Origin of the sequence: Pseudomonas sp. FSL L8-0168 (assembly GCF_037976155.1) — a bacterium.
Lineage (GTDB): Bacteria > Pseudomonadota > Gammaproteobacteria > Pseudomonadales > Pseudomonadaceae > Aquipseudomonas > Aquipseudomonas paracarnis.
In genome coordinates this window covers 1,378,993-1,398,470 of sequence record NZ_CP150262.1, presented here as the reverse complement: position 1 = coordinate 1,398,470, position 19,478 = coordinate 1,378,993, and the positions used below count along the sequence as shown (strand labels likewise).

21 protein-coding genes are annotated in these 19,478 nt (G+C 61.5%); 5 read left to right on the top strand and 16 right to left on the bottom strand.

Annotated features, from left to right (window positions below; all coding sequences use genetic code 11):
• The first annotated feature begins 46 nt into the window (after positions 1-46).
• Positions 47-316 (top strand): DUF6555 family protein, encoded by a 270-nt coding sequence (locus MHH62_RS05790; protein WP_003190473.1) that lies wholly within the window; start codon positions 47-49, stop codon positions 314-316.
• 476 nt (positions 317-792) lie between these two features.
• Here MHH62_RS05790 and MHH62_RS05785 read toward each other — a convergent pair whose 3' ends face one another.
• The 4 genes from MHH62_RS05785 to MHH62_RS05770 form a co-directional block, all read right to left on the bottom strand.
• On the bottom strand, positions 793-1,026 hold the full coding sequence (locus MHH62_RS05785; protein WP_032903496.1) for a DUF2934 domain-containing protein: 234 nt from the start codon (positions 1,024-1,026) through the stop codon (positions 793-795).
• A gap of 29 nt (positions 1,027-1,055) precedes the next feature.
• Positions 1,056-1,607 (bottom strand): ATP-dependent Clp protease proteolytic subunit, encoded by a 552-nt coding sequence (locus MHH62_RS05780; RefSeq protein ID WP_014718035.1) that lies wholly within the window; start codon positions 1,605-1,607, stop codon positions 1,056-1,058.
• Between the two features lie 53 nt (positions 1,608-1,660).
• Positions 1,661-2,011 carry a general stress protein gene (locus tag MHH62_RS05775; RefSeq protein WP_014718036.1) on the bottom strand — a complete coding sequence of 117 codons (351 nt, stop codon included), beginning with the start codon at positions 2,009-2,011 and terminating at the stop codon, positions 1,661-1,663.
• Positions 2,012-2,339: 328 nt separating this feature from the next.
• Positions 2,340-2,516: a general stress protein gene (locus MHH62_RS05770; protein WP_014718037.1), complete on the bottom strand. Its 177-nt coding sequence runs from the start codon at positions 2,514-2,516 to the stop codon at positions 2,340-2,342.
• A gap of 418 nt (positions 2,517-2,934) precedes the next feature.
• Here MHH62_RS05770 and MHH62_RS05765 point away from each other — a divergent pair, with 418 nt between their 5' ends.
• The gene (locus tag MHH62_RS05765) at positions 2,935-4,458 is read left to right on the top strand and encodes a sensor domain-containing diguanylate cyclase (protein ID WP_014718038.1); all 1,524 of its coding nucleotides are present in this window, start codon (positions 2,935-2,937) and stop codon (positions 4,456-4,458) included.
• A gap of 27 nt (positions 4,459-4,485) precedes the next feature.
• Here the strand turns inward: MHH62_RS05765 and MHH62_RS05760 are convergent, their stop codons facing one another.
• Positions 4,486-4,635, bottom strand: coding sequence for a hypothetical protein (locus MHH62_RS05760; protein ID WP_019821496.1), 150 nt, complete (start codon positions 4,633-4,635; stop codon positions 4,486-4,488).
• Positions 4,636-4,725: 90 nt separating this feature from the next.
• Positions 4,726-5,181: a GNAT family N-acetyltransferase gene (locus MHH62_RS05755; protein ID WP_003190483.1), complete on the bottom strand. Its 456-nt coding sequence runs from the start codon at positions 5,179-5,181 to the stop codon at positions 4,726-4,728.
• 250 nt (positions 5,182-5,431) lie between these two features.
• On the opposite strand from MHH62_RS05755, the gene MHH62_RS05750 reads away from it, so the two are divergent.
• Positions 5,432-6,271, top strand: a complete 840-nt coding sequence (locus MHH62_RS05750) for a DNA/RNA non-specific endonuclease (RefSeq protein ID WP_073454006.1) — start codon at positions 5,432-5,434, stop codon at positions 6,269-6,271.
• Positions 6,272-6,274: 3 nt separating this feature from the next.
• Here MHH62_RS05750 and MHH62_RS05745 read toward each other — a convergent pair whose 3' ends face one another.
• Positions 6,275-6,493, bottom strand: coding sequence for a hypothetical protein (locus MHH62_RS05745; protein WP_014718041.1), 219 nt, complete (start codon positions 6,491-6,493; stop codon positions 6,275-6,277).
• A 235-nt stretch (positions 6,494-6,728) separates the two neighbouring features.
• On the opposite strand from MHH62_RS05745, the gene MHH62_RS05740 reads away from it, so the two are divergent.
• Together MHH62_RS05740 and MHH62_RS05735 are read left to right on the top strand one after the other, a co-directional pair.
• The gene (locus MHH62_RS05740) at positions 6,729-7,172 is read left to right on the top strand and encodes a YetF domain-containing protein (protein WP_014718042.1); all 444 of its coding nucleotides are present in this window, start codon (positions 6,729-6,731) and stop codon (positions 7,170-7,172) included.
• A gap of 134 nt (positions 7,173-7,306) precedes the next feature.
• On the top strand, positions 7,307-7,456 hold the full coding sequence (locus tag MHH62_RS05735; protein ID WP_019821498.1) for a hypothetical protein: 150 nt from the start codon (positions 7,307-7,309) through the stop codon (positions 7,454-7,456).
• 282 nt (positions 7,457-7,738) lie between these two features.
• Here MHH62_RS05735 and MHH62_RS05730 read toward each other — a convergent pair whose 3' ends face one another.
• The 9 genes from MHH62_RS05730 to MHH62_RS05690 form a co-directional block, all read right to left on the bottom strand.
• Positions 7,739-9,079, bottom strand: coding sequence for a cytochrome c (locus MHH62_RS05730; RefSeq protein WP_032905029.1), 1,341 nt, complete (start codon positions 9,077-9,079; stop codon positions 7,739-7,741).
• 16 nt (positions 9,080-9,095) lie between these two features.
• Entirely contained in the window at positions 9,096-11,333 is a 2,238-nt protein-coding gene (locus MHH62_RS05725) for a molybdopterin cofactor-binding domain-containing protein (RefSeq protein WP_032903499.1), read from the bottom strand.
• Positions 11,333-11,791 carry a (2Fe-2S)-binding protein gene (locus MHH62_RS05720; protein ID WP_014718046.1) on the bottom strand — a complete coding sequence of 153 codons (459 nt, stop codon included), beginning with the start codon at positions 11,789-11,791 and terminating at the stop codon, positions 11,333-11,335. Before MHH62_RS05720 ends, MHH62_RS05725 begins: the two co-directional genes overlap by 1 nt.
• Before the next feature lie 771 nt (positions 11,792-12,562).
• A complete protein-coding gene (locus MHH62_RS05715) occupies positions 12,563-13,318 on the bottom strand; it encodes an ABC transporter ATP-binding protein (RefSeq protein ID WP_014718047.1) in 756 nt (251 codons plus the stop codon).
• Positions 13,312-14,346: an iron ABC transporter permease gene (locus MHH62_RS05710; protein ID WP_003190501.1), complete on the bottom strand. Its 1,035-nt coding sequence runs from the start codon at positions 14,344-14,346 to the stop codon at positions 13,312-13,314. Before MHH62_RS05710 ends, MHH62_RS05715 begins: the two co-directional genes overlap by 7 nt.
• On the bottom strand, positions 14,343-15,482 hold the full coding sequence (locus tag MHH62_RS05705) for an ABC transporter substrate-binding protein (protein WP_014718048.1): 1,140 nt from the start codon (positions 15,480-15,482) through the stop codon (positions 14,343-14,345). Before MHH62_RS05705 ends, MHH62_RS05710 begins: the two co-directional genes overlap by 4 nt.
• A gap of 20 nt (positions 15,483-15,502) precedes the next feature.
• Entirely contained in the window at positions 15,503-17,866 is a 2,364-nt protein-coding gene (locus MHH62_RS05700; protein WP_019817275.1) for a TonB-dependent receptor, read from the bottom strand.
• Positions 17,867-17,966: 100 nt separating this feature from the next.
• Positions 17,967-18,935: a FecR domain-containing protein gene (locus MHH62_RS05695; protein WP_014718050.1), complete on the bottom strand. Its 969-nt coding sequence runs from the start codon at positions 18,933-18,935 to the stop codon at positions 17,967-17,969.
• Positions 18,936-19,451, bottom strand: a complete 516-nt coding sequence (locus MHH62_RS05690; protein ID WP_003190510.1) for a sigma-70 family RNA polymerase sigma factor — start codon at positions 19,449-19,451, stop codon at positions 18,936-18,938.
• Between the last annotated feature and the right edge of the window lie 27 nt (positions 19,452-19,478).

Here is a 19,478-nt window from a genome sequence, read left to right as displayed (position 1 = left end):
GAACCTTCGTTCTGAGCAAATAACAAAAAAATCAGAAGGAGAGGTTATGAAAAATTCTTTATATGTCATCGAATACGAATACCACCACGAGCCTAAGTCTTTCATTATAAGAGCGGAGGTGATGAATAACGCAGAGGCGTGGCATTGGGCCTGTTGCGATGCAGGCATTGGCATTATTCCCAGGTCGCGTAATGAAAAGATCAAACGCATCAGTAAACCGCTGGCCGAGCGCTACGGTCTTGAGAATGTAAGATGGCGCCCGTCTGGGAGTATCCCGTTTATTGCAAAGCCTTATGTGCCGCCGCCACCCGAATGAATGTATTTTTAATGGACGGTGTCCATGCGGGTGGCGGTAGGGGCGAGGCGCGTGTTTACTGTTTTTTGCGTCGCTCCTGCAACATGCACAACTTTTGCACGCTGCGTTGAAGTGCCTCTTTCATCAGGTCGGCTGCATAGTGTTGCTTGCAGGCCGGGCAGAGCATGTCAGAGGCCGACGACACTAGAAAGTCGGGGTCATCCAGCGTCGATTCGTAGGGTTGTTTACATTGCAGGCAACTTCGGTTCGCTTGTAGATGGGTCACATCGATTCCTCCCTGAATGAACGGCCACTCTCGATTAAGAAGTGGGCGTTTTCAACTGCTAAAGAGGAAGAATTCAAACGAGCGATTAGTTGATGTTTTAATGCCAGTATCGAGAGGCGGCGGGGAGGGGATGGCGCTTGGACGGCTGTCGATGTTTTAGAACCCTGGCAGGTTTATCGACAGGCGCGTCCTCACTCTCTGCTCTGTGGGTTCAGCAGTTGGGTTTTCTGCTGCGGGTTTTTTGCCCGGCGGCGGTCGCCTGGCGCTTTGATCGGTCCGGGTTGGGCGGGGTGACGCTACTTGCTATCGAGCCTGCCAGGCCGTCAGTCGGCGGGGTTGTCAGCTCCTCCCTGGCTTGTAACCAGTGCACGAAATCCTGACCGTCAGGCTTCCCTTGCTGTTCCCAAATGCGGTACGCGGTGAGTCGGATCGTTTCTTCGTCCATTGTGAGGCTCCCCTATTGAATAAAAGGTGCTAGGAGTGAATGAAGCTGCTCACGAAGTCCGCCTTGACCACGGGAAGTTCGATCCCATGGATCAAGCCGGCGGTCAGCGCTTGTTGCGGGTCGAGAATGCGTGGCGCGGCGATCAGGTACTTTTCGGTCTCCAGTTTTTCGACAGCATCGGCGGTGCGCTCGGCCACGATGCGTGCGTACAACTGCAAGTCGTAATCGAGGCTCATCGCGTATTCGGACATGCGCGAATGGTCAACCGCGCCTTGCACATGCCAGTGGAAGGGGTGGAACAGGAATTTGCTGTGCTTGCAGGCGGTCCTGCGCTCACCAGCCAGAAAGATGATATTGCCCATGGATTCCACGGTGCCGAGGTTATGGGTATGCACCGGAATCGGCAGGGACAATAAAAAGTTGTACATCGTAAAGCCGTAGCTGCATTCACCACCCATGGTGGCGATATTCAGTACCAGGCCCTGGGCATCTTGTTGTACGGCCAACGAGGCTTTTTCAATCAGTTGGCTGCACGTAGAAGCGGTGACCGGTGCGGTGAAGTTGATAATGTGTAAAGGCATGGTGTCCCTCATCAATGAAAGCAGGGGAGCACGGCTCCCCTGCATCAAGCACATCAGCTTTTGCGTCCGCCGCCGTGGCTGTGTTCGCCACCTTTACGCCCGGCTTCGGAAGCTTTTTCACGGTCGTTGGCAAAATTGCCGCCACTGTTCTGGCCGCCTTTGCTGCCCGCCTCGGCGGCGCGTTCGGGGTCATTCTTGAAATTGCCCCCGCTGTTCTGGCCGCCTTTGCTGCCGGCTTCAGCGGCGCGCTCGGGATCATTCTTGAAGTTCCCGCCACTGTTTTGGCCACCTTTGCTGCCGATCTCCTGGTAGAACTCTTTGTCATGGGACGCAGAAGTGGCTTCGCCGCCTTTTTTCCCGGCTTCGCTGACGCTCATTTGGCCTTGCTTGTCTTGAGTAGTCATGTTCAGTTACCTCGTCGTTATGTCGGTAATGTAACGTTCACTTCGATTGTGCTGGAAACGTGCACTTGGTCGCGTGCATCAAGCTGCACAGTTATAAGTGCCTTTCACACAAGGGTGGCGTTTTAGATGCACTTATCGTGGCTTCGGCTTGTTCAACAAGTTGCTGATGTTCGTAACACGCAGACGTATTAGAACGCAGGCCAGTCCTTGCTTTAGTTTGCACTTCTACAATCGGCCTGCGAGCTGGCTCGCCGCGCTGATTATCAATGGACGCACGCATGATCAATGCCCTTTGTTAACAAACGGAACAGCGGTACTGCCCGTGTGGTCAGGACTTACGCCCCCCACCATGACTGTTCTGGCCGCCTTTACGCCCGGCTTCCGCGGCTTTCTCGCGGTCGTTGGCGAAATTGCCGCCAGAGGCCTGTCCACCTTTCTTTCCCGCCTCTGATGCTTTTTCGCGATCGTTGGCAAAGTTTCCAGGGTTTTTATTGCTCGTCGTCATAACAATACTCCCAGTTTTGAAATGTCGTTTCGCTAGTTGCCCGTTTATGCAACGGACATCTTTTCTGATAAGGGAAAGTGCGCAGATGTTTTGAAATTTTTTAAAAAGGGCGATGAACGGTAGAGTGGCAGATGAAACTTGTACAAGTGGGCTCAGAAAGTGCCGCTTCGTATAAGTTTTTCTGCGTCGATTGATATTGAATTAATAGCGACCTTAACGGTTGGTTTAGCATTCAATACCCTGTTTTGATAGTGGTCATTAAAGGCGCTGGCTCCTCTGGCCGGCGCTCAGCCGCACACTCTGTAGCTGCAGCTCGCACAGACTGCTTGTATGCTGGCACTCTGGAACCGGTTGCCCCTGTGAGTACCGACGTTCGAATGATGGCTGGATGGAAACCGGACTTCCTTAAGGTGCTGACGTGAAGCGTGATACCCGTCTTGTGATGCTGTTGCTGTTGGTGATCGGCTGTTCCCTGACTTCGCTGACGATTTGGAAAGTCCTGTCTTCCCGCGACCGTGCGCTGGCGGAAGTGGACGTGCATGGCTTGAACCTGACCCAGGCCCTTAACACCTATACCGAAGGCATCGTGCGGCAAAGCTCGTTGCTGTTGCTGGGGTTGGTGGAGCGCCTGGAAACCGAAGGCAGTGGCCCGGTGCAAATCCAGCGCATCAGTACGCTGATCAACCGACAGCAGCCGCTGATGCCGCAGCTCAGCGGCATCACCATTTATGATCATCAGGGCCGGTGGCTGCTGTCTTCCAATCGTGCGATTCCGGAGGGCGCCAATAGCAGTGATCGGGCCTATTTCATCCACCATCGCGACGATCCGAGCGCTGAACCTTTTATTGGCCCGCCGATTCAAAGCCGCGCCAACCATGAATGGGTGGTGACCATCAGCCGCCGTTTCAACGACGCGGCCGGCAACTTCGCTGGCGTGGTCGCTGTGACCCTGGGGGTGGAAAACTTTCTGCGGGTATTCGGCAAGCTCGATGTAGGCCAGGAGGGCGCCATCGGCCTGTCCTACGCCGACGGCACGTTGCTGGTGCGTTACCCCTTCCGCGAGCAGGACATGGGCCGCAACTTTTCCACCTCGCCTATTTATTCCAAGTACCTCGTCGACCAGCCTGTGGGCACTGCGGCCTATACCTCCAGCCTGGACGGGGTAGAGCGACTCTATGCCTTTCGCAAAAGCGAAACCCTGCCGCTGATCACCACGGTCGCGTTGGGCAAGCACGAAGCCCTCGCGGCGTGGCGCATCGAGGCGGCACTGTCAGCGGTCGTGGTGGCGGGGCTGCTGGGGCTGACGGGACTGATCGGCTGGTTTCTGATCCTGGATATCCGCAGGCGTACGGCGGCGGAAGAGGCGTTGCGTGTCGCCCAGCAACAGTTGCTCGACTCCAATCGGCAGTTGGCGCTATTAGCGAAAAAGGACGCGCTGACCGGCCTGGCCAACCGCCGCTGTTTTGACGAAACGCTGGCCGTGGAAGCGCGTCGGGCGCAGCGCGAAGGTACGTCGCTGGCATTGCTGATGCTCGATATCGACCATTTCAAACGCTTTAACGATGCCTTTGGTCACGTCGCGGGAGATGCGTGCTTGCAGGCAGTCAGCACGTTATTGGAAACGTGCGTGCGGCGCCCGTCGGACCTGGTGGCGCGCTATGGCGGAGAAGAAATGGCGATCATTCTGCCCGCGACTGACAGCACAGGCGCTGCGGTGGTCGCGCAACGCATTCTTTCGCGCCTACAGCAGGAGAACATCACACACCCAGGCAGCCCCTTCGGGCGCGTGAGCGTGAGTATCGGCGTTGCGACGGGCATGGGCTCACGGCTGGAGCCGGTGTTGGGTTTGGTCGAGGCGGCCGATGCAGCGCTTTACGGTGCGAAGGCGGCGGGGCGCAATGGGTTCAACGTGCATCCTGCGCACGTGACGTCGAGCGGCTGAAACGGCTTTTACCTGGGTATGCGCGGCTCACATCCCAAGCGTCGGGATCATGAGTTCGCCGCACTCCATCAGTTGGCCAGCGGTGACTTGCAACTGCGGGGTGGGTTTGGCCGCATAGCCTGCGATGAAGCCGGCACTTAGCAGTGCCAGGCAGAGGACGGCTTTTTTCACAAGCATGCGCAGGGTCTCAATCGGTTCAAAAGGGTGAACCACAGATTGTGCATTCGAGAAAAGGTTCCCGCCCGCGCAGAAGGCACCTTATGGAGCTCAGCGAATGAACCTGACGTACACACGTTCAGGGTCGTTATCGTCCAGATTCTCGATCTGCCCGCTGGGAATAAAGCCGGCTTTCGTCAGCAGGGCCTGGGACGCGCCGTTGGAGGCATTGGTCGATGCGAACAGCTTGGGCGTCTTGCAGGCTGCTTCGGCCGCTGACAGCAGACGAAGGGCGACGCCTTGGCGCTGGTACAGCGGTGAAACCACCACCAGCGCAATAAACCCATGGTTGAAAAAGTCGTGGGTGAGCACCAGGTAGCCGGCGCACACGTTAGCGTCGGCGGCTACCAAGCATTGCTGGCGAACCACGGCGTCATAGATAAACACACGACGGCTGGCATGCTCGGTTGCGTAGGCATCCAGTGCGACCAAGGCATGCACATCGTCGGGGGTGGCTTGGCGGATCAGCCAGTGTGGGGCAGCGGGAGGAAGAAGGTATTCAGCCATGGTCGTGGAGCATCCTCTGTTTGAACATTTGCCCCCACGTGCTTGATGACAGTCCCTTGTGCATTGATGAGGCGATGCTATCGCCCGCTATAGCACAGTTACAGGGTGCGAAGGGGTTACGTTTGTTGGCCTGGTTGCGGTCGTTGTTTAGAAATGTTTATGTGTTCCAATGGTTATCTCGACTTGCGCAGGAAGCGCATCGGCCGAGGCCATTCAGTCTTTTAACAGATACATCCCAAGGAGTAACACCATGCAAGGAAGCACATCGTTCAAGTACCTGGCGTTTTCGTTGATCCCGTTGATGGCCGCCTGTACCACGCCCACACGCCAATCCGCCGTCCTCCCTGCGCCAGCCTTGCCGTTCGATAACTGCGCGGTTGGCTGCCCCACCGGCGGCAGCCCAGTGACGTTGAACCGCCAGGCCTACACGTTGAACAACAACGGCTCGACCAAGTTTGCCAACTGGGTCTCCTACAAGATCACTAAGACCACTGCCGCCAGCGGGCGCTCCCGTGACTGGCGCACCGACCCGGATATTCCAGCCGGGGAAACCCTGGACCCGGTGGATTACAACGGCGCCAACGTCGCGCTCAAAATCGACCGTGGGCATCAGGCCAACCTGGCTTCGATGGCCGGGGTGGCCGATTGGCAAACGCTCAACTACTTGTCGAACATCACCCCGCAAAAGGCCGAGCTCAACCAGGGGCCCTGGGCGCGCCTGGAAGACCAGGAGCGCAACCTCAGCAAGGAACCAGGCGTCGATCAGGTGTATGTGGCTACCGGCCCGTTGTATGAACATTTTGTCGGCTCGTTGCCGGGCACGAACAAAGTGCACACCATCCCCAGTGGCTATTGGAAAATCATCGTGGTCGGCAGTTCGCCGGAAACGGGCCTGTACGCCTCATTCGTGATGAACCAGGAAACCCCCAAGGGCGCAGACTTCTGTGATTACCAGGTCACCGTGGATCACATCGAAGAGCGCTCCGGGCTGACGTTCTGGAGCACCTTGCCGCAAGCGCTGCAAGCCACGCTGAAGGCCAGGCAGGGCCAGTTGCCGAGTCGGATCGGCTGTAACCGAACCAAAGCCTGACGCCTAGTCGGCACACACCAACGAGGGCCTGCGGCTGTTGTTCTTGCCCAGGCGCTCATGCGTGGCGACGTGTGTGGCCTGTTCACGCAGTGCTTCTTCGAGCGCTTGCAGATGCTTGGAAAGGATTTTCACCGACCCACTCGGGTTGGCGGGGTCGAAGGGGATCCGGCCATTGGCAATCAGCACCATAGCCAGTTCCCAGGCGCGTTGTGAGTCGTTCATGACAGGGGTTCCTTCTTCAGCGTGATCGATATAGAGCTGTGACCCGCTGCCAACGCCCCGGTATCAACTGCGTTACTGCCGAAATTTCGATCATTTCAACGATTCAGTTGCGCTGAAACCATCATCTTTTTAGATGGTGGTCGAGACGTGTCGAAAGAATGAACCACCGCGGCGCGGTGGTCACCTAATCCGTATGAATCGGTCGTTTCCCATTCAATGATCCGAGGGGGCAACCATGGACTCTGTACTGCGGGCTGTGGCGATTTACCTGGTGCTGCTGGTGCTGTTCAAAGTTGCCGGCAGGCGCACGCTGGCGGAGCTCACCACCTTTGACCTGGTGTTGTTGATGGTCATCGGCGAAGCCACCCAACAGGCGTTGCTGGGCGAAGATTTCTCGATGACCAACGCCGTGCTGGTCATCGCCACCCTCATTGCCATCGACATTGGCTTCTCGCTGGCCAAGCAGCGTTCAGCCTGGTTCGCACGGGTGCTCGATGGCGGGCCGACGGTGCTGGTCGAGCAAGGCCAGGTGCTGCATAAAAGGCTCAAGCATGCGCGCCTGGACGAGGGCGACATTCTTGAGGCGGCCCGGTCTACCCAAGGGCTTGTCGAACTCAAGCAGATCCGCTTCGCGATTCTTGAGCGCAACGGCAAGATTTCGGTGATCCCGTTTGAATAACACGCGGCCCCATTCGTCAGCCAAGGGGCTATTTTTTGAACGCCAGCGCTTCTGTTCCAGACAGATAGATCATGGGCGGACGAATTCTGCTTTCGTCACGCCGATAACACACACTTGCCAACAGGTGAACGATTATGAAGAAGCTTTATATGTGCGTGGGCCTGTGCAGCGCGTTCCTGCTGCACGGCTGTTTTGACAACGCCGACAACGCCACTAAAGACAACAACAGTGGCACCCAGTCGTCGGTGCAGATGCAGGAAGGCAAGGCGGACGAGAGCAAATAGAGAGGCCTGCCAGCCGCCGCTTATATCATTGATGCTCATTGCCGAATGTGGGAGCTGGCTTGCCTGCGATAGCGGTGGTTCAGTTAACGATGCAGTGACTGACAGTCCGCCTTCGCGGGCAAGCCCGCTCCCACAGGGGACCTGTGCCAGGCGCTGATTTTGTGGGCAATGCATGGCCAGCGTGGGAGCTGGCTGGCCTGCGAATGGATCGACTCGGTTTACCTGAGGAACCGAGGTGTTTGCATCGCAGGCAAGCCAGCTCCCACAGTTGATCGCGACCGATCAGCGCATATGCAGGATGATAGGGCTACTGCTCGCCGGGTCGGTATGCCCACGCAACTTGCCCACGGCCTTTGCATCGACCGCGCCGCCGTGGTTGCCCCAGGTACCGCGCACGTAGCTCAGCACGTCGGCGATTTCCTGGTCGGACAATTGCTCACGAAACGCGGGCATGCGGTAGGCGTCTGGCATCCCGGCGGTGACCACGCGTTGTGAGCCGTTGAGGGTGATGTTGATCGCGGAGGCGTTTTCCGTGGCTAGGGCCGAGGTGGCGCCGGCCAGGGGCGGCATCCAGTCGGGCTGGCCTTTGCCGTCGAGCCCATGGCAGGAGGCGCAGCGGGTGGCGTACGTGTGGGCACCGGGGACATCCGAGCGCGCCGTTACCGGCTGATATTGCCAAGGGCTGCCGTCACGCTGCGGGTCGCCGGGCAGTGACTTGAGGTAGCGAGCGATCGCGGCCAGGTCATCGTCCTGCATGAACTGCGTGGAGTTGTTGAAGGCCTCGGTCATCGACCCGTAGACCACGGCATGCTGGTTGCGACCGGTCTTGAGGAACTGCACGATCTGTTCCTCACTCCAGCGCCCCAGGCCGGTGTTGTGGTCCTGGCGCAAGCTGGGGGCGTACCAGCCGTCGAGCAGAGCACCGGCCAGGAACGGCGCGCCGGATTCGTCCAGGGCCTTTTCGTTGAACGCCAGCCCCCGAGGCGTGTGGCAACTGCCGCAGTGGCCGGGACCTTGGACGATATAGGCGCCCCGGTTCCACAGTGCGTCCTGGCCGGGCTTGGCGGCATAGGTCGCGGTCGGTGCAAACACACCGTTCCACAGGGCGATGGGCCAACGCAGGTTGAGCGGCCAGGGAATGTCGCTGGGGATATTAGGCTGGTTGGCCGGTTGCACGCCTTTCATGAAAAATGCGTACAGCGCCTGGATGTCATCGTCGCTGAGCTTCACATAAGACGGGTAGGGCATGGCCGGGTAGAGCCGTCGCCCGCCCGGTGCTACGCCGTGGCGTACGGCGCGGTCGAAGTCGGCCAGGCTATAGGCACCGATGCCATGCTCGCGGTCGGGGGTGACGTTCGTGGCGTGGATCGCCCCCAGCGGCGTGGCCATTTCCAGGCCCCCGGCGAAGGGCGTCTTGCCTGGCAGGCTGTGGCAGGCCACGCAGTCACTCACTCGCGCGACGTATTCGCCGCGACTGACCAACGCGGGGTCGAAGCTCGTGGCCTGTTGCTGTTCAAAAGGCGAGGCAGGCTCGCGGGTGACATACCAGGCCAGCAGGCCGGCGGCGACCACGCAGGGCAGCACCAGCCACCCTGCGGTTCTTGCGAATCGGCGGTTATTCATGGGCATTCCCTGTCGGTTAGCTGAAGGTGTAACGGCTCAAAGGCAGACTGCGGATGCGTTGGCCGGTCAGCTGCGCCACGGCATTCGCCACGGCCGGGGCCACAGCCGGCAACGGCGGTTCGCCGATACCGCCCATTTTTTCTCCGCTCTCCACGATCTTCACGTGGACCTGCGCCATACGGGAAGGCGGCAGCACCGGATAAAGGTCGTAGTTGCGCGCCCGTGGCTTGCCATCCACGTACACCGCTTCCTCCAACAAGGTTTGCGACAGGCCCAAGGCCACGGCACCGTTGACCTGCGCCTCTACAATCGCCGGGTTGACGATGCTGCCCGGGTCAATCGCTTCCCAGATGTGATGAACCTTGACCTGGCCGTTCTCGATCGACACCTCGGCCACCACCGCTGCATGGGAGCCAAACGGCGAGGCCATGGCCACGCCGCGTGCACGGCGGGTGCCGTCTTCGGCGGTGTAGGGCCCACGCTTCCAACCGCCAGACAGCTCGGCGGCCGCTTGCAGCAGGGTGGTCAGGCGCGGGTTGTCGCGCAGCAGGTGCAGGCGCAGTTCATAGGGATCATGGCCGCCTTTGTCGGCCAGTTCGTCCAGGAAGGCTTCGTAGAAAAAGTCATTGAGCGAGTTACCCACCGAGCGCCAGTAACCGAGCATAGCCGGACCTTTGACGTAGATCTGCGCAATGCGTTTGTTGGGGATCGCATAGCTCTTGCCCGACAAGCCTTCCAGGGCAGTAGGGTCGATAGCGTCGCCCTGTTTGCCGGCGATGGCTTCGGTGGGGCCTTCGGTGGCGCTGACCGCTTCGATGGCTACGGGCAGGCCTTTGTCATCCAGTGCGGCGCGGAACTTGACCACTGCGACGGGGCGCAATACATCGCGCACGAATTCTTCTTCACGGCTCCAGATCAGCTTGATCGGCCGGCCCACCGCCTTGGCCAACGCAATGGCTTGCGGGTAAGGGTTTGCCGAGTCATACAGGAAATGCCGGCCGAAAAAGCCGCCCAGCAGCGGTGAGTGCAGGGTGATTTGCTCAGTGCTCAGGCCGGTGCGCTTGGCGATGTCGGCACGGAACATATCCGGCGCCTGGTTAGGCAGCCACACCTCCAGCGTGCCGTCGGGGTTAAAGCGTGCCAGGGCTGAAGGCGGTTCCAGCTGGGCATGGTTGAGGTACTGGTTGTGGTAGGTGGCTTCGACGCGGGTTTTGGCGCTGGCCAGTGCGCCGGCCACATCGCCTTCGTTTTCGTCATCGCGGGCCGGGCCTTGCTGGGCGGCGAGGAAGTCGCGGTACTTGTCGCTGGAAAAATCCGCCGGCATCGCCCGCACGGTGGAGTCGGCGGCGGCTTCAAGCCATTCGACCTGGATGGCTTCGACGGCCCGCTTGGCATGCCACCAACGCTCGGCTACCACGGCCACGGCGCCGGGCAGGGTGTGAACCGAATGCACGCCTTTCATGGCTTGCACCTGCGCCTGGTTGCGCAGGCTGCCCACGGTCATGCCCAGGCGTGGCGCATGCTGGACGGCAGCGTGGAGCATGCCGTCGATTTTCAGGTCGATGGTGTACTGCGCCTTGCCGGTGGATTTGTCATAGGCATCCAGGCGCTTGACCGGCTTGCCGATCCAGCGGAACTGGCTCGGGTCGCGCAGGGTGATGCTGGCCGGGTCGGGCACCGGCATATCCAGGGCGGCACCTGCCAGTTCGCCGTAGCCCAGGGAGCGGCCGGAAGCGGCGTGCACCACGCGACCGGGCTGGGTGGTCAGCTCGCTGAGTGGTACGCGCAGTTGCTCGGCGCCGGCTTGCATCAGCATCGCGCGGGCGAGGGCGCCGAGGCGGCGCATGGTCGGGTAGCTCATGCGCACCGACATACTGCCGCCGGTGATGCGCAGGCCATTTTCCATCACCACATAGGCTTCGCCGGGCGGGGCCGCTTCGACAATGAACGTGGCCGGGTCGGCATCCAATTCTTCACCGACGATCTGCGCCATGGCGGTGTGAGTGCCTTGGCCGCCTTCCATGAAGGGGCTGAGCAGGCGCACGCTGCCGTCGGGGCGAATTTCCAGGAAGGCGGGTACTTGAGTGCCGCGTTCAGCGGCGGCGCCGGTCGCGGCTTGCACGCGGGAGGTGCCCAGTGGCAAGCCGAAACCGATCACCAACGCGCCCACCGCGGTGCTGGCCAGGAAGCGGCGACGGGACAGGTTGATCGGTTCGCCCAGGGTCACGCCGGGAATGATCTCGTTGGTGTTCATCAGGCGGTCTCCTTCCCGGCGGCCAAGGCATCCATGGCGGCATGGATGGCGTTGTAGGTGCCGCAACGGCAGAGGTTGACCATCGCCGCGTCGATCTGCGCCTTGGTCGGCGCGGGGGTGTGCTTGAGCAGCGCCGTGGCCGCCATCACCTGCCCGGACTGGCAGTAACCGCATTGCGCTACTTGATGTTCGACCCAGGCCGCCACCACACGCTTGCCCACGTCATCGGCCTCGACGGCCTCGATGGTGGTGATCTCGCGACCGACCACGCCGGCCACGGGCGTCACGCAGGCGCGCACCACATTGCCGTCCACCAGCACCGAACAGGCGCCGCACTGGGCCAGGCCGCAGCCGTATTTGGTGCCGGTCATGCCCAGGTTATCGCGGATCACCCACAACAACGGGGTGTCGGCTTCGGCATCGACCTGATAGGCCTTTTGGTTGATACGTAATTCCATGCGGGCTCACCTGCTGATCATCGGTTGGTGGTGCTTTTTCTTATCAGGGACGTGCTCGGTGGCATACCCTGGTGTCGCTCATGGGCGACGGGTTATGGCGGCGGGGTTGAGAACCTGTTTCATCTTGGCCACGCGCGCATGGTTGGACTCTAGACCACGGCGCAAGGGGTATCTATCCCGGCAGGCGATAAGTCGGAGGATCAGGCAAGTATTCGCGAGGATTGAGCGATAGAAGCAGTGGCTGATCCGAGATTTTGGCTGATGTGCCGTGATCTTCTGTGGGAGCTGGCTTGCCTGCGATGACGGCCTGACAGGCGATGCTTCTCTACCTGACACCCCGCGATCCTACTGTGGGAGCGGGCTTGCGCGCGAAGGCGGCCTGGCAGGCAACACAGTTGGATTGGGTACATATCCATTGCTGCGGTAACGGCCACTTAGGGTTCCGCCCTGACGGCGGGTCACTTTGGAAAAGAGCCGGAATGCCGGCCCAGCCCAAAGTAACCAAAGGGCTCTTGCCCCACCACTCGGCACCTCGCTTGGGCTCGGTGTGCCCGAACGCAGGCTTGAATTCGTGGGCCGCCGCCACGCGCCATCCATGGCGCGGGGCGGCTAACCCGGCGTCCTGCCGGGTTACCCACGAATTCAAGCCTGCGTTCGGCCAGCGTGGTTTAACGGGGCGCCTAAGATCAAAAGCAGATCAAGATCAACAGCGGCTCGCTTCGCATCGTGGTTACCGTTGATCGCTACACAATTGAGTAAATATCTCTGCTTTCACACAACCCCATCAATCAAAATATGCGCCTGCCCGCGGCTGCAGCGCTCGATGCGTGCCTGCACCTGGTAAACCTCGCGCAGCATCGCTTCGTTGATCACCGCGTGGCTCGGCCCGCTGCCCTGGGCTGTGCCGTCGGCGATGACCAGCACCTGGTCGGCAAAGCGCAGTGCCTGGTTCAGGTCATGCAGTGCGATGAACACAATCACCTCGCGTTTGCGCGCCAGGGTGCGCATGAAATCCAGTACTTGTACCTGGCGATGCATATCGAGGGCGCTGGTGGGTTCGTCCATCAGCAGTACGTCGGGTTCGCGCACCAGCGTCTGGGCGATGGACACCAGCTGTTGTTGGCCGCCGCTGAGTTCACCGAGGTTGCGAAAGGCCAGGCCGGTGATGCCCAGGGCGCTGAGCATTTCGTCGACCAAGTTCAACTCGTCGTCTTGTACCACCCACCCCGGCGTCAGTTGTTTACGCGCCAGCAGTACCGATTCGTACACCGTCAACCGGGCGCTGGCGTTCAGTCCTTGGGGCATGTAGCTGATGGCTTGTGCACCTTTTTGCGAGCCCTGCAGCAGCACCTCGCCTGGCCCGTCGATCAGCCCGGCCATGCGCTTGAACAGGGTGGATTTACCGGCAGCGTTGGGCCCGACCACCGCCACCACCTGGCCGCCGACAAAGGCTGCGGTGTTCACTTCGCGGATGATGGTGCGCTGGCCGTAGCGGGCGCCGAGGTCTTTCAACTGGAGACTTACCATGAGTTTTTCTTGCCGCCCAGGATCAGGGATATAAAGAACGGCACGCCGATCAGTGACGTAACCACGCCTATTGGGAAAATCGCCCCCGGAATCAGGGTTTTGCTGACCACCGAGCTGGCTGACAGAATCAACGCGCCGGTGAGCAGCGAGGCGGGCAGGAAGAAGCGCTGGTCCTCGCCAATCAACATGCGTGCGATGTGCGGGCCCACCAGGCCGATAAAGCCGATGGTGCCGACAAAGGCGACCGGGAACGAGGCGAGCAGGCTGACCATGATCAACGTTTGAAAGCGCAGGCTGCGCACGTTGATGCCGAAGCTGGCGGCCTTGTCGTCACCCATGCGCAGTGCGGTGAGGGCCCAGGCGCGCTTGGCGAAAATCGGCAGGGTGACCAGGATGATCAGGCAGATCACCCCCAGCTTGGGCCAGGTGGCTTTGGTCAGGCTGCCCATGGTCCAGAACACCACGGCTGCCACGGCTTGTTCGGTGGCGAAAAACTGTACCAGGGCCAGCAGCGCGTTGAAGGTAAAGACCAGGGCAATGCCCAGCAGCACAATGGTTTCGGCCGTCACCCCACGGCGCAGGCTCAGGAAGTGGATCAGCAGCGCCGAGAGCATCGCCATGATGAACGCGTTGACCGGCACCATGTACTGCGCCGCCAGCGGAAACAACGCCACTCCAAACGCCAGGCCCATGGCCGCACCGAAACTGGCGGCGGCAGAAATGCCCAGGGTAAAGGGGCTGGCCAGCGGGTTGTTGAGGATGGTCTGCATCTGCGCCCCGGCCAGGGACAACGCCGCGCCAACGGCGACCGCCATCAGGGCGACGGGCAGGCGGATGTCCCACATCACCACACGCACTTGCGGCGCGGCACTGTCGGGCGAGAACAGGGCGCCGAGCACTTCGCTGAGGCTGTAGCTGGCCGGGCCCAGGGCCAGGTCGAGCAGCACGCTGCACAACAACAGCAATGCCAGGGCAAGGAGGATCAGGCGTTTGCGTATCACCAGGTTGCGGTAGGTCGGGGCGCTCATGGCTTGAGGCTCACGAAGTAACCCGACTCATAAGGGACGGGCAGGAAGCGTTCGTGCAGTTCTCGAAACGCAGCGTCCGGGTCCAGGTCGGCAAACAGGTCGGGATGAAACCACTTGGCCAGTTGCTGGATCGCCACGAACTGATACGGGCTGTTGTAGAACTGATGCCAGATGGCGTGGAAGGCTTGCGGGCCCTGGGCCTTGATACCGGCATAGGCGGGGCGCTGGGTGTACCACGCCAGCTTGGCTCGGGCCTGGGCCATGTCGGCGCCCGGCCCCACGCCAACCCAATGCCCGCCGGGGGCAAACGCCTCCCAATTGGCGCTGGTGACAACGACCTGGTCGGGGTTGGCCACGATCACCTGTTCGGGGTTCAACTGGCCAAAGGTGGTGGGAATAATGCCTTTGGCGATGTTGTCGCCGCCGGCCATCTGCACGAACAGGCCGAAGTTTTCATTGCCAAAACTCAGGCAGCAGTCGTCGGTGTAGCCACCGATACGCTCGATAAACACTGACGGGCGCGCCGGTTGCTGCGCCGCAATCACGTCGGTCACGCGGCGGATCTGCTGGTTGCGAAACGCAATGAAATCCTCGGCCCGTTGCTCTTTGCCGAACAACTGGCCGAACAGGCGCATGGTCGGCTCGGTGTTGGTCATCGGTTGGTTGCGAAAATCCACGTACACCACCGGGATGCCCAAGGCATCGAGCTTCTCGATATAGCGCGCATCCTCGGTGGCATGCTGCGCCTCGATATTGAGGATGATTACGTCGGGGCGTTGGGAGATGGCCTGCTCGATATCAAAGGTGCCGTCTTCAAAGCCGCCGAAGGTGGGGATCTTGGCGATGGCGGGAAACGCGCGCAGGTAGGCGTTGTAGGTGTCCGGGTCGGACTGGATCAGGTCCTTGCGCCAGCCAACGATCCGTTCAATCGGGTTTTGCGTGTCCAGCGCCGCCACCAGGTACAGCTGGCGGCCCTCGCCAAGAATCACCCGCTGCACCGGCAGCTTGACCTTGACCTGGCGCCCAAGCAGATCGGTGACGGTGGTCAGCGCCGCCATGCTCGGCAGGCTAGCCCCCAACAACCCGGTGAACAGCAGCGCCGCTAGAAGGTGGCAACGTCGAACAATGCAGATCATGAATCAAGCCCTTGCAGGTGTCAGAAATCGACCGTGGCCGAGAGGAGGAGGGTGCGCGGCGAGCCTTGGGAAAACGCACCGTAGGAGGCGACGCCTGACCAATACTCGCGGTCGAACAGGTTCTGCACCGTGGCGCGCAGGGTGGTCGGGTGCTCGGCGATACGCGTGCTGTAGCGTGCGCCGATGTCGAAGCGGGTCCACGCATCGAGCTGTTGGGTGTTGGCCTGGTTGACGTACTGGCTGCCGGTGTAGATGGCGCCTGTGGTGAGCGTCAGGCCCTCGACCCATGAGGTGTCCCATTCGGCCCACAGGTTGGCTTGCACGTCGGGCACGCCCACCGGTGTGTTGCCGGTGTTGGCGGCAATCGCGGTTTTGGTCAGTTGGGCATCCAGCAGGGTCACGCCACCGAGCAGGCGCGTGCCGTGGGCGACTTCGCCCAACACATTGAACTCCAGGCCACGGTTGCGCTGTTCGCCCTGTACCGAGAAGCGCCCGGCGGCCAGTTCGCCGCTGGGCTTGTGGATCTGGAACAGCGCCAGGGTCGCCATGAAGGTGCCGTAGTCGACCTTGACCCCGATCTCATGCTGTTTGGACACGTAAGGCGCAAACACCTCGCCGGCGTTGGCGGCGTTGGAAGGCGCCACGTCACCCTTGCTCAACCCTTCAAGGTAGTTGTAGTAGAACGCCACATGCTCCCAGGGCTTGAGCACTGCGCCGAACAGCGGCGTGACCTTGCTGTCGTCGTAGGTGCTGGTGGCCACGCCGGCGCTGTTGTAGTTGCTGGACTGGATACGCTGCTGGCGCAGGCCGACGGTGACTTGCACGCGTTGGTCGAGCACCGACAACGTATCGGCGATGGCTACGCCAGACAGTTCGCTGGCTGATACTTTCGGCGTGGCGGGCTTGGCGATCGCAGGCTTGGGCCGGTCCACCGGATGGTAGAGATTGGACAGCACCGGGGCCCCGGAAATAATCCCCCGCGACAGCTCGTCGCGATAACGGCTGGCCTGCACGGTGGCGCTGTGGCTGATCGGTCCGGTTTCGAAGCGCAGCCGCGCACCGGCGTCGACCGTGTAGCGCTGCACATCGAAACGGTAATAACCGGGGATCGAAGACGTGTCGCCGGCAGCGTTGATGAGGGTCGGCGTCTGGTCGGACATCCGCGCTACTGCCGATTTGCCGCCACCGGCATGGGCAAACAGTGTGAGCGCGTCGGTGAGGTCGTATTCACCGTTCAGCAGCGCGGATTTATCTCGCGTGCGCGACCAGCCCCAGTCCTGGCTGACGTTGGTGCGGCCGTTGGCGGCGGAGGGGACGTCGACGCCGGCAGCAATCAGGAAGGGGCGCGAGGCGGCGTCGAGTTTCTCCTGCTGGGAAATCAGATCAAGGCTGGTGCGCAGGCGTTCGCCCTGGTAGTCCAGGGACAGCGCGCCAATGCCTATATCGCGCGACTGCTGGTCGATCACCGTGTCACCGTTCTGCAGGCTACCGTTGAGGCGTACGCCGAAGCGGCGCTCGTCGCCAAAGCGCCGGCTGATATCGAGGTGGCTGCCGACCTGCGCGTCCTGGGTGTAGCTGGCGGTGTAGCGGGTCAGGTCTTCATCCAGGGAGCGCTTGGGCACCACGTTGATCACGCCGCCTACCGCGCTGTTGGGTGACATGCCGTACAGCAGCGCACCGGGGCCTTTGACCACTTCGATGCGCTCGGCGTAGTCGGTAAACACCCGGTAGTTGGAGGCCACGCCGTACACGCCGTCGAACGCCAGTTCTCCCAGGTTGCCTTCACCCACCGGGAAACCGCGGATGAAGAACGAGTCGACAATCCCGCCCGTCTGCCCGGTGGAGCGCACCGAGGAATCACGCTCCAGCACATTGCCGACCGTGGTTGCCTGCTGGTCCTGGATCAGCGCGGCGGTGTAGGCGCTGACACTGAACGGCGCATCTATCACGTCGGTATTGCCCAGCATGCCCAGGCGCGCGCCGGTGGCTGCCTGGCCGCCGGCATACAGCGGCGGCAGGTCGCTGGCGCGTGGCTCGGGGGCGCTGACGGTGATGTCCGAAAGCGTGACTTGACCCGGCACCAGGGTGTAGCTGCCGTCGCTGCGCTGCACCATGTCCAGGCCACTGCCGGCCAACAGCCGCGTGACCGCTTCCTGGGGCGAGTAACGGCCGGATAAGCCTGGGCTGGTCAGGCCCTCGGTGAGTGCCGGGAGAAATGACAGGGCAATACCGGCGTCCACGGCAAAGCTCGACAACGTGGCGCCGAGCGGGCCGGGGTCGATGTGGTAGGTGCGCACCGTCACGCTGTCCCATTGCGCCGGCACGTCCGCCAGGGCGGCACCGGCCAGGGCCAGGCTGAGCAGCGCGCTGCGAATCACAAGCATGGAGGGCAGCCCTATGGACGAAAGGGAAAAGGGGTATGAGTGTTTGCCAGCCGAGCGCGAAAAAAGTATCACCCGCGGCGCGTTTTATTTTGGCGCCGCCTCAAGCCGGCGACAGGCTGACCCAATAACCGTTCAAATGGCCGCTGGCGCGCACCGGGTAGGTCTGCACCAGCATGTTCAAGGTGCGCTGGGTATCGGCGATGGGGAAGGCCCCGGAAATACGCAGGTTTGCAATGGCCGGGTCGTAGCGCACGAAGCCACGCCGATAGCGGGTCAGTTCCGCGACAAAGTCTGCCAGGCGCATGTTGTCGGCCATCAGCATGCCTTGGGTCCAGGCGCTGATATTGCGGTCGGCGGGGGTGAGCGCGCCGAACTGTTGCGCGGAAAAATCCGTGCGTTGCCCGGCGCTGACGATCAGTGGCGCGCTCTGGCTATTGTCGGCCAGCTTCACTTTGACCGCGCCCTCAAGCACCGCCAGATGCGTGCGTGCGCCCCGTTCGCGTACGGTAAAACGCGTGCCCAGGGCGTGCATATGGCCCTGGCGGGTGCTGACCAGGAACGGGCGGGATGCATCCTGTGCGGTCTGCACCAGTATTTCACCTTCGCGCAGGCTCACCAGGCGTTGCTGGGTGTCGAACCGCACGTCGATGGCGGTCTCGGTGTTGAGGGTCAGGCGCGAGCCGTCGGCCAGGGTCAGTTCGCGACGTTCGCCGATGCGGGTGCGGTAGTCGGCGCTCCATTGCTGGGACTGCGCCAGTTTCCAGCTGCCCCAGCCCACCGGCATTACCGCCAGCAACAAGGCCAGTTTGCCCAGGGCTTCGCGGCGTTGGGGGTTGCTCGGGCGGTCCAGCGCCGACATCGCCAGGGACGGCGGCAGGCCACCGAGCTTGCTTTGCAGCAATTGCGCGCGCGCCCAAGCCCGGCCACGCTCAGGGCTGCTGACCTTCCAGCGCTCCCACTCGGCGCGTTCGCTGGCGCTCAATTCGTTCTCGCTCAGGCGCATCAGCCATTCGGCGGCCTCTTCAAGGGCGTCGGTGGGCAGCGGCGGTTCCTTGCCCAGGCTGAGCACTTATTCCACCCGCATCAGGCACTGGACGAGTGCCTGTTTCATGTAGCGCTTGACGGTAATCAGCGACACGCCCAATTGCTCGGCGATGTCCTGGTATTTGAGGCCGTTGAGCTGCGACAGCAGGAACGCACGCTTGACCAGCGGCGGCAGCGCGTCAAGCATTGCGTCGATTTCGTGCAGGGTCTCCAGCACCAGAAAGTGCGCTTCCGGCGACGGCACCTCGTGGGCCGGCACGCTGGCGAGCGCTTCCAGATAGGCACGTTCCAGGGCCTTGCGCTGGTACCAGTTGACCAGGATGCCCTTGGCCACGCAGCTCAGGTAGGCGCGTGGCTGGTCAATCACCGTGACCTGCGAGGCCAGGATGCGGGTGAAGGTGTCCTGGGCCAGGTCCGCCGCATCCATGGCATTGCCGAGTTTGCGTTTGAGCGTGGCGTACAGCCAGCCGTGATGGCCGCTGTACAGCGCCTCGATTGCGCGCAGGTGAGGGGTGTTATCGGCGGGAAGGCTTTCGCTCATGGCGCGCAACCGTGCAATTGAGAAGTA

Bases quoted from the DNA above. Each gene is read 5' to 3' on its own strand.
- MHH62_RS05790 (WP_003190473.1), top strand. From the start codon at position 47: ATGAAAAATTCTTTATATGTCATCGAATACGAATACCACCACGAGCCT.
- MHH62_RS05785 (WP_032903496.1), bottom strand. From the start codon at position 1,026: ATGGACGAAGAAACGATCCGACTCACCGCGTACCGCATTTGGGAACAG.
- MHH62_RS05780 (WP_014718035.1), bottom strand. From the start codon at position 1,607: ATGCCTTTACACATTATCAACTTCACCGCACCGGTCACCGCTTCTACG.
- MHH62_RS05775 (WP_014718036.1), bottom strand. From the start codon at position 2,011: ATGACTACTCAAGACAAGCAAGGCCAAATGAGCGTCAGCGAAGCCGGG.
- MHH62_RS05770 (WP_014718037.1), bottom strand. From the start codon at position 2,516: ATGACGACGAGCAATAAAAACCCTGGAAACTTTGCCAACGATCGCGAA.
- MHH62_RS05760 (WP_019821496.1), bottom strand. From the start codon at position 4,635: ATGCTTGTGAAAAAAGCCGTCCTCTGCCTGGCACTGCTAAGTGCCGGC.
- MHH62_RS05755 (WP_003190483.1), bottom strand. From the start codon at position 5,181: ATGGCTGAATACCTTCTTCCTCCCGCTGCCCCACACTGGCTGATCCGC.
- MHH62_RS05750 (WP_073454006.1), top strand. From the start codon at position 5,432: ATGCAAGGAAGCACATCGTTCAAGTACCTGGCGTTTTCGTTGATCCCG.
- MHH62_RS05745 (WP_014718041.1), bottom strand. From the start codon at position 6,493: ATGAACGACTCACAACGCGCCTGGGAACTGGCTATGGTGCTGATTGCC.
- MHH62_RS05740 (WP_014718042.1), top strand. From the start codon at position 6,729: ATGGACTCTGTACTGCGGGCTGTGGCGATTTACCTGGTGCTGCTGGTG.
- MHH62_RS05735 (WP_019821498.1), top strand. From the start codon at position 7,307: ATGAAGAAGCTTTATATGTGCGTGGGCCTGTGCAGCGCGTTCCTGCTG.
- MHH62_RS05730 (WP_032905029.1), bottom strand. From the start codon at position 9,079: ATGAATAACCGCCGATTCGCAAGAACCGCAGGGTGGCTGGTGCTGCCC.
- MHH62_RS05725 (WP_032903499.1), bottom strand. From the start codon at position 11,333: ATGAACACCAACGAGATCATTCCCGGCGTGACCCTGGGCGAACCGATC.
- MHH62_RS05720 (WP_014718046.1), bottom strand. From the start codon at position 11,791: ATGGAATTACGTATCAACCAAAAGGCCTATCAGGTCGATGCCGAAGCC.
- MHH62_RS05715 (WP_014718047.1), bottom strand. From the start codon at position 13,318: ATGGTAAGTCTCCAGTTGAAAGACCTCGGCGCCCGCTACGGCCAGCGC.
- MHH62_RS05710 (WP_003190501.1), bottom strand. From the start codon at position 14,346: ATGAGCGCCCCGACCTACCGCAACCTGGTGATACGCAAACGCCTGATC.
- MHH62_RS05705 (WP_014718048.1), bottom strand. From the start codon at position 15,482: ATGATCTGCATTGTTCGACGTTGCCACCTTCTAGCGGCGCTGCTGTTC.
- MHH62_RS05700 (WP_019817275.1), bottom strand. From the start codon at position 17,866: ATGCTTGTGATTCGCAGCGCGCTGCTCAGCCTGGCCCTGGCCGGTGCC.
- MHH62_RS05690 (WP_003190510.1), bottom strand. From the start codon at position 19,451: ATGAGCGAAAGCCTTCCCGCCGATAACACCCCTCACCTGCGCGCAATC.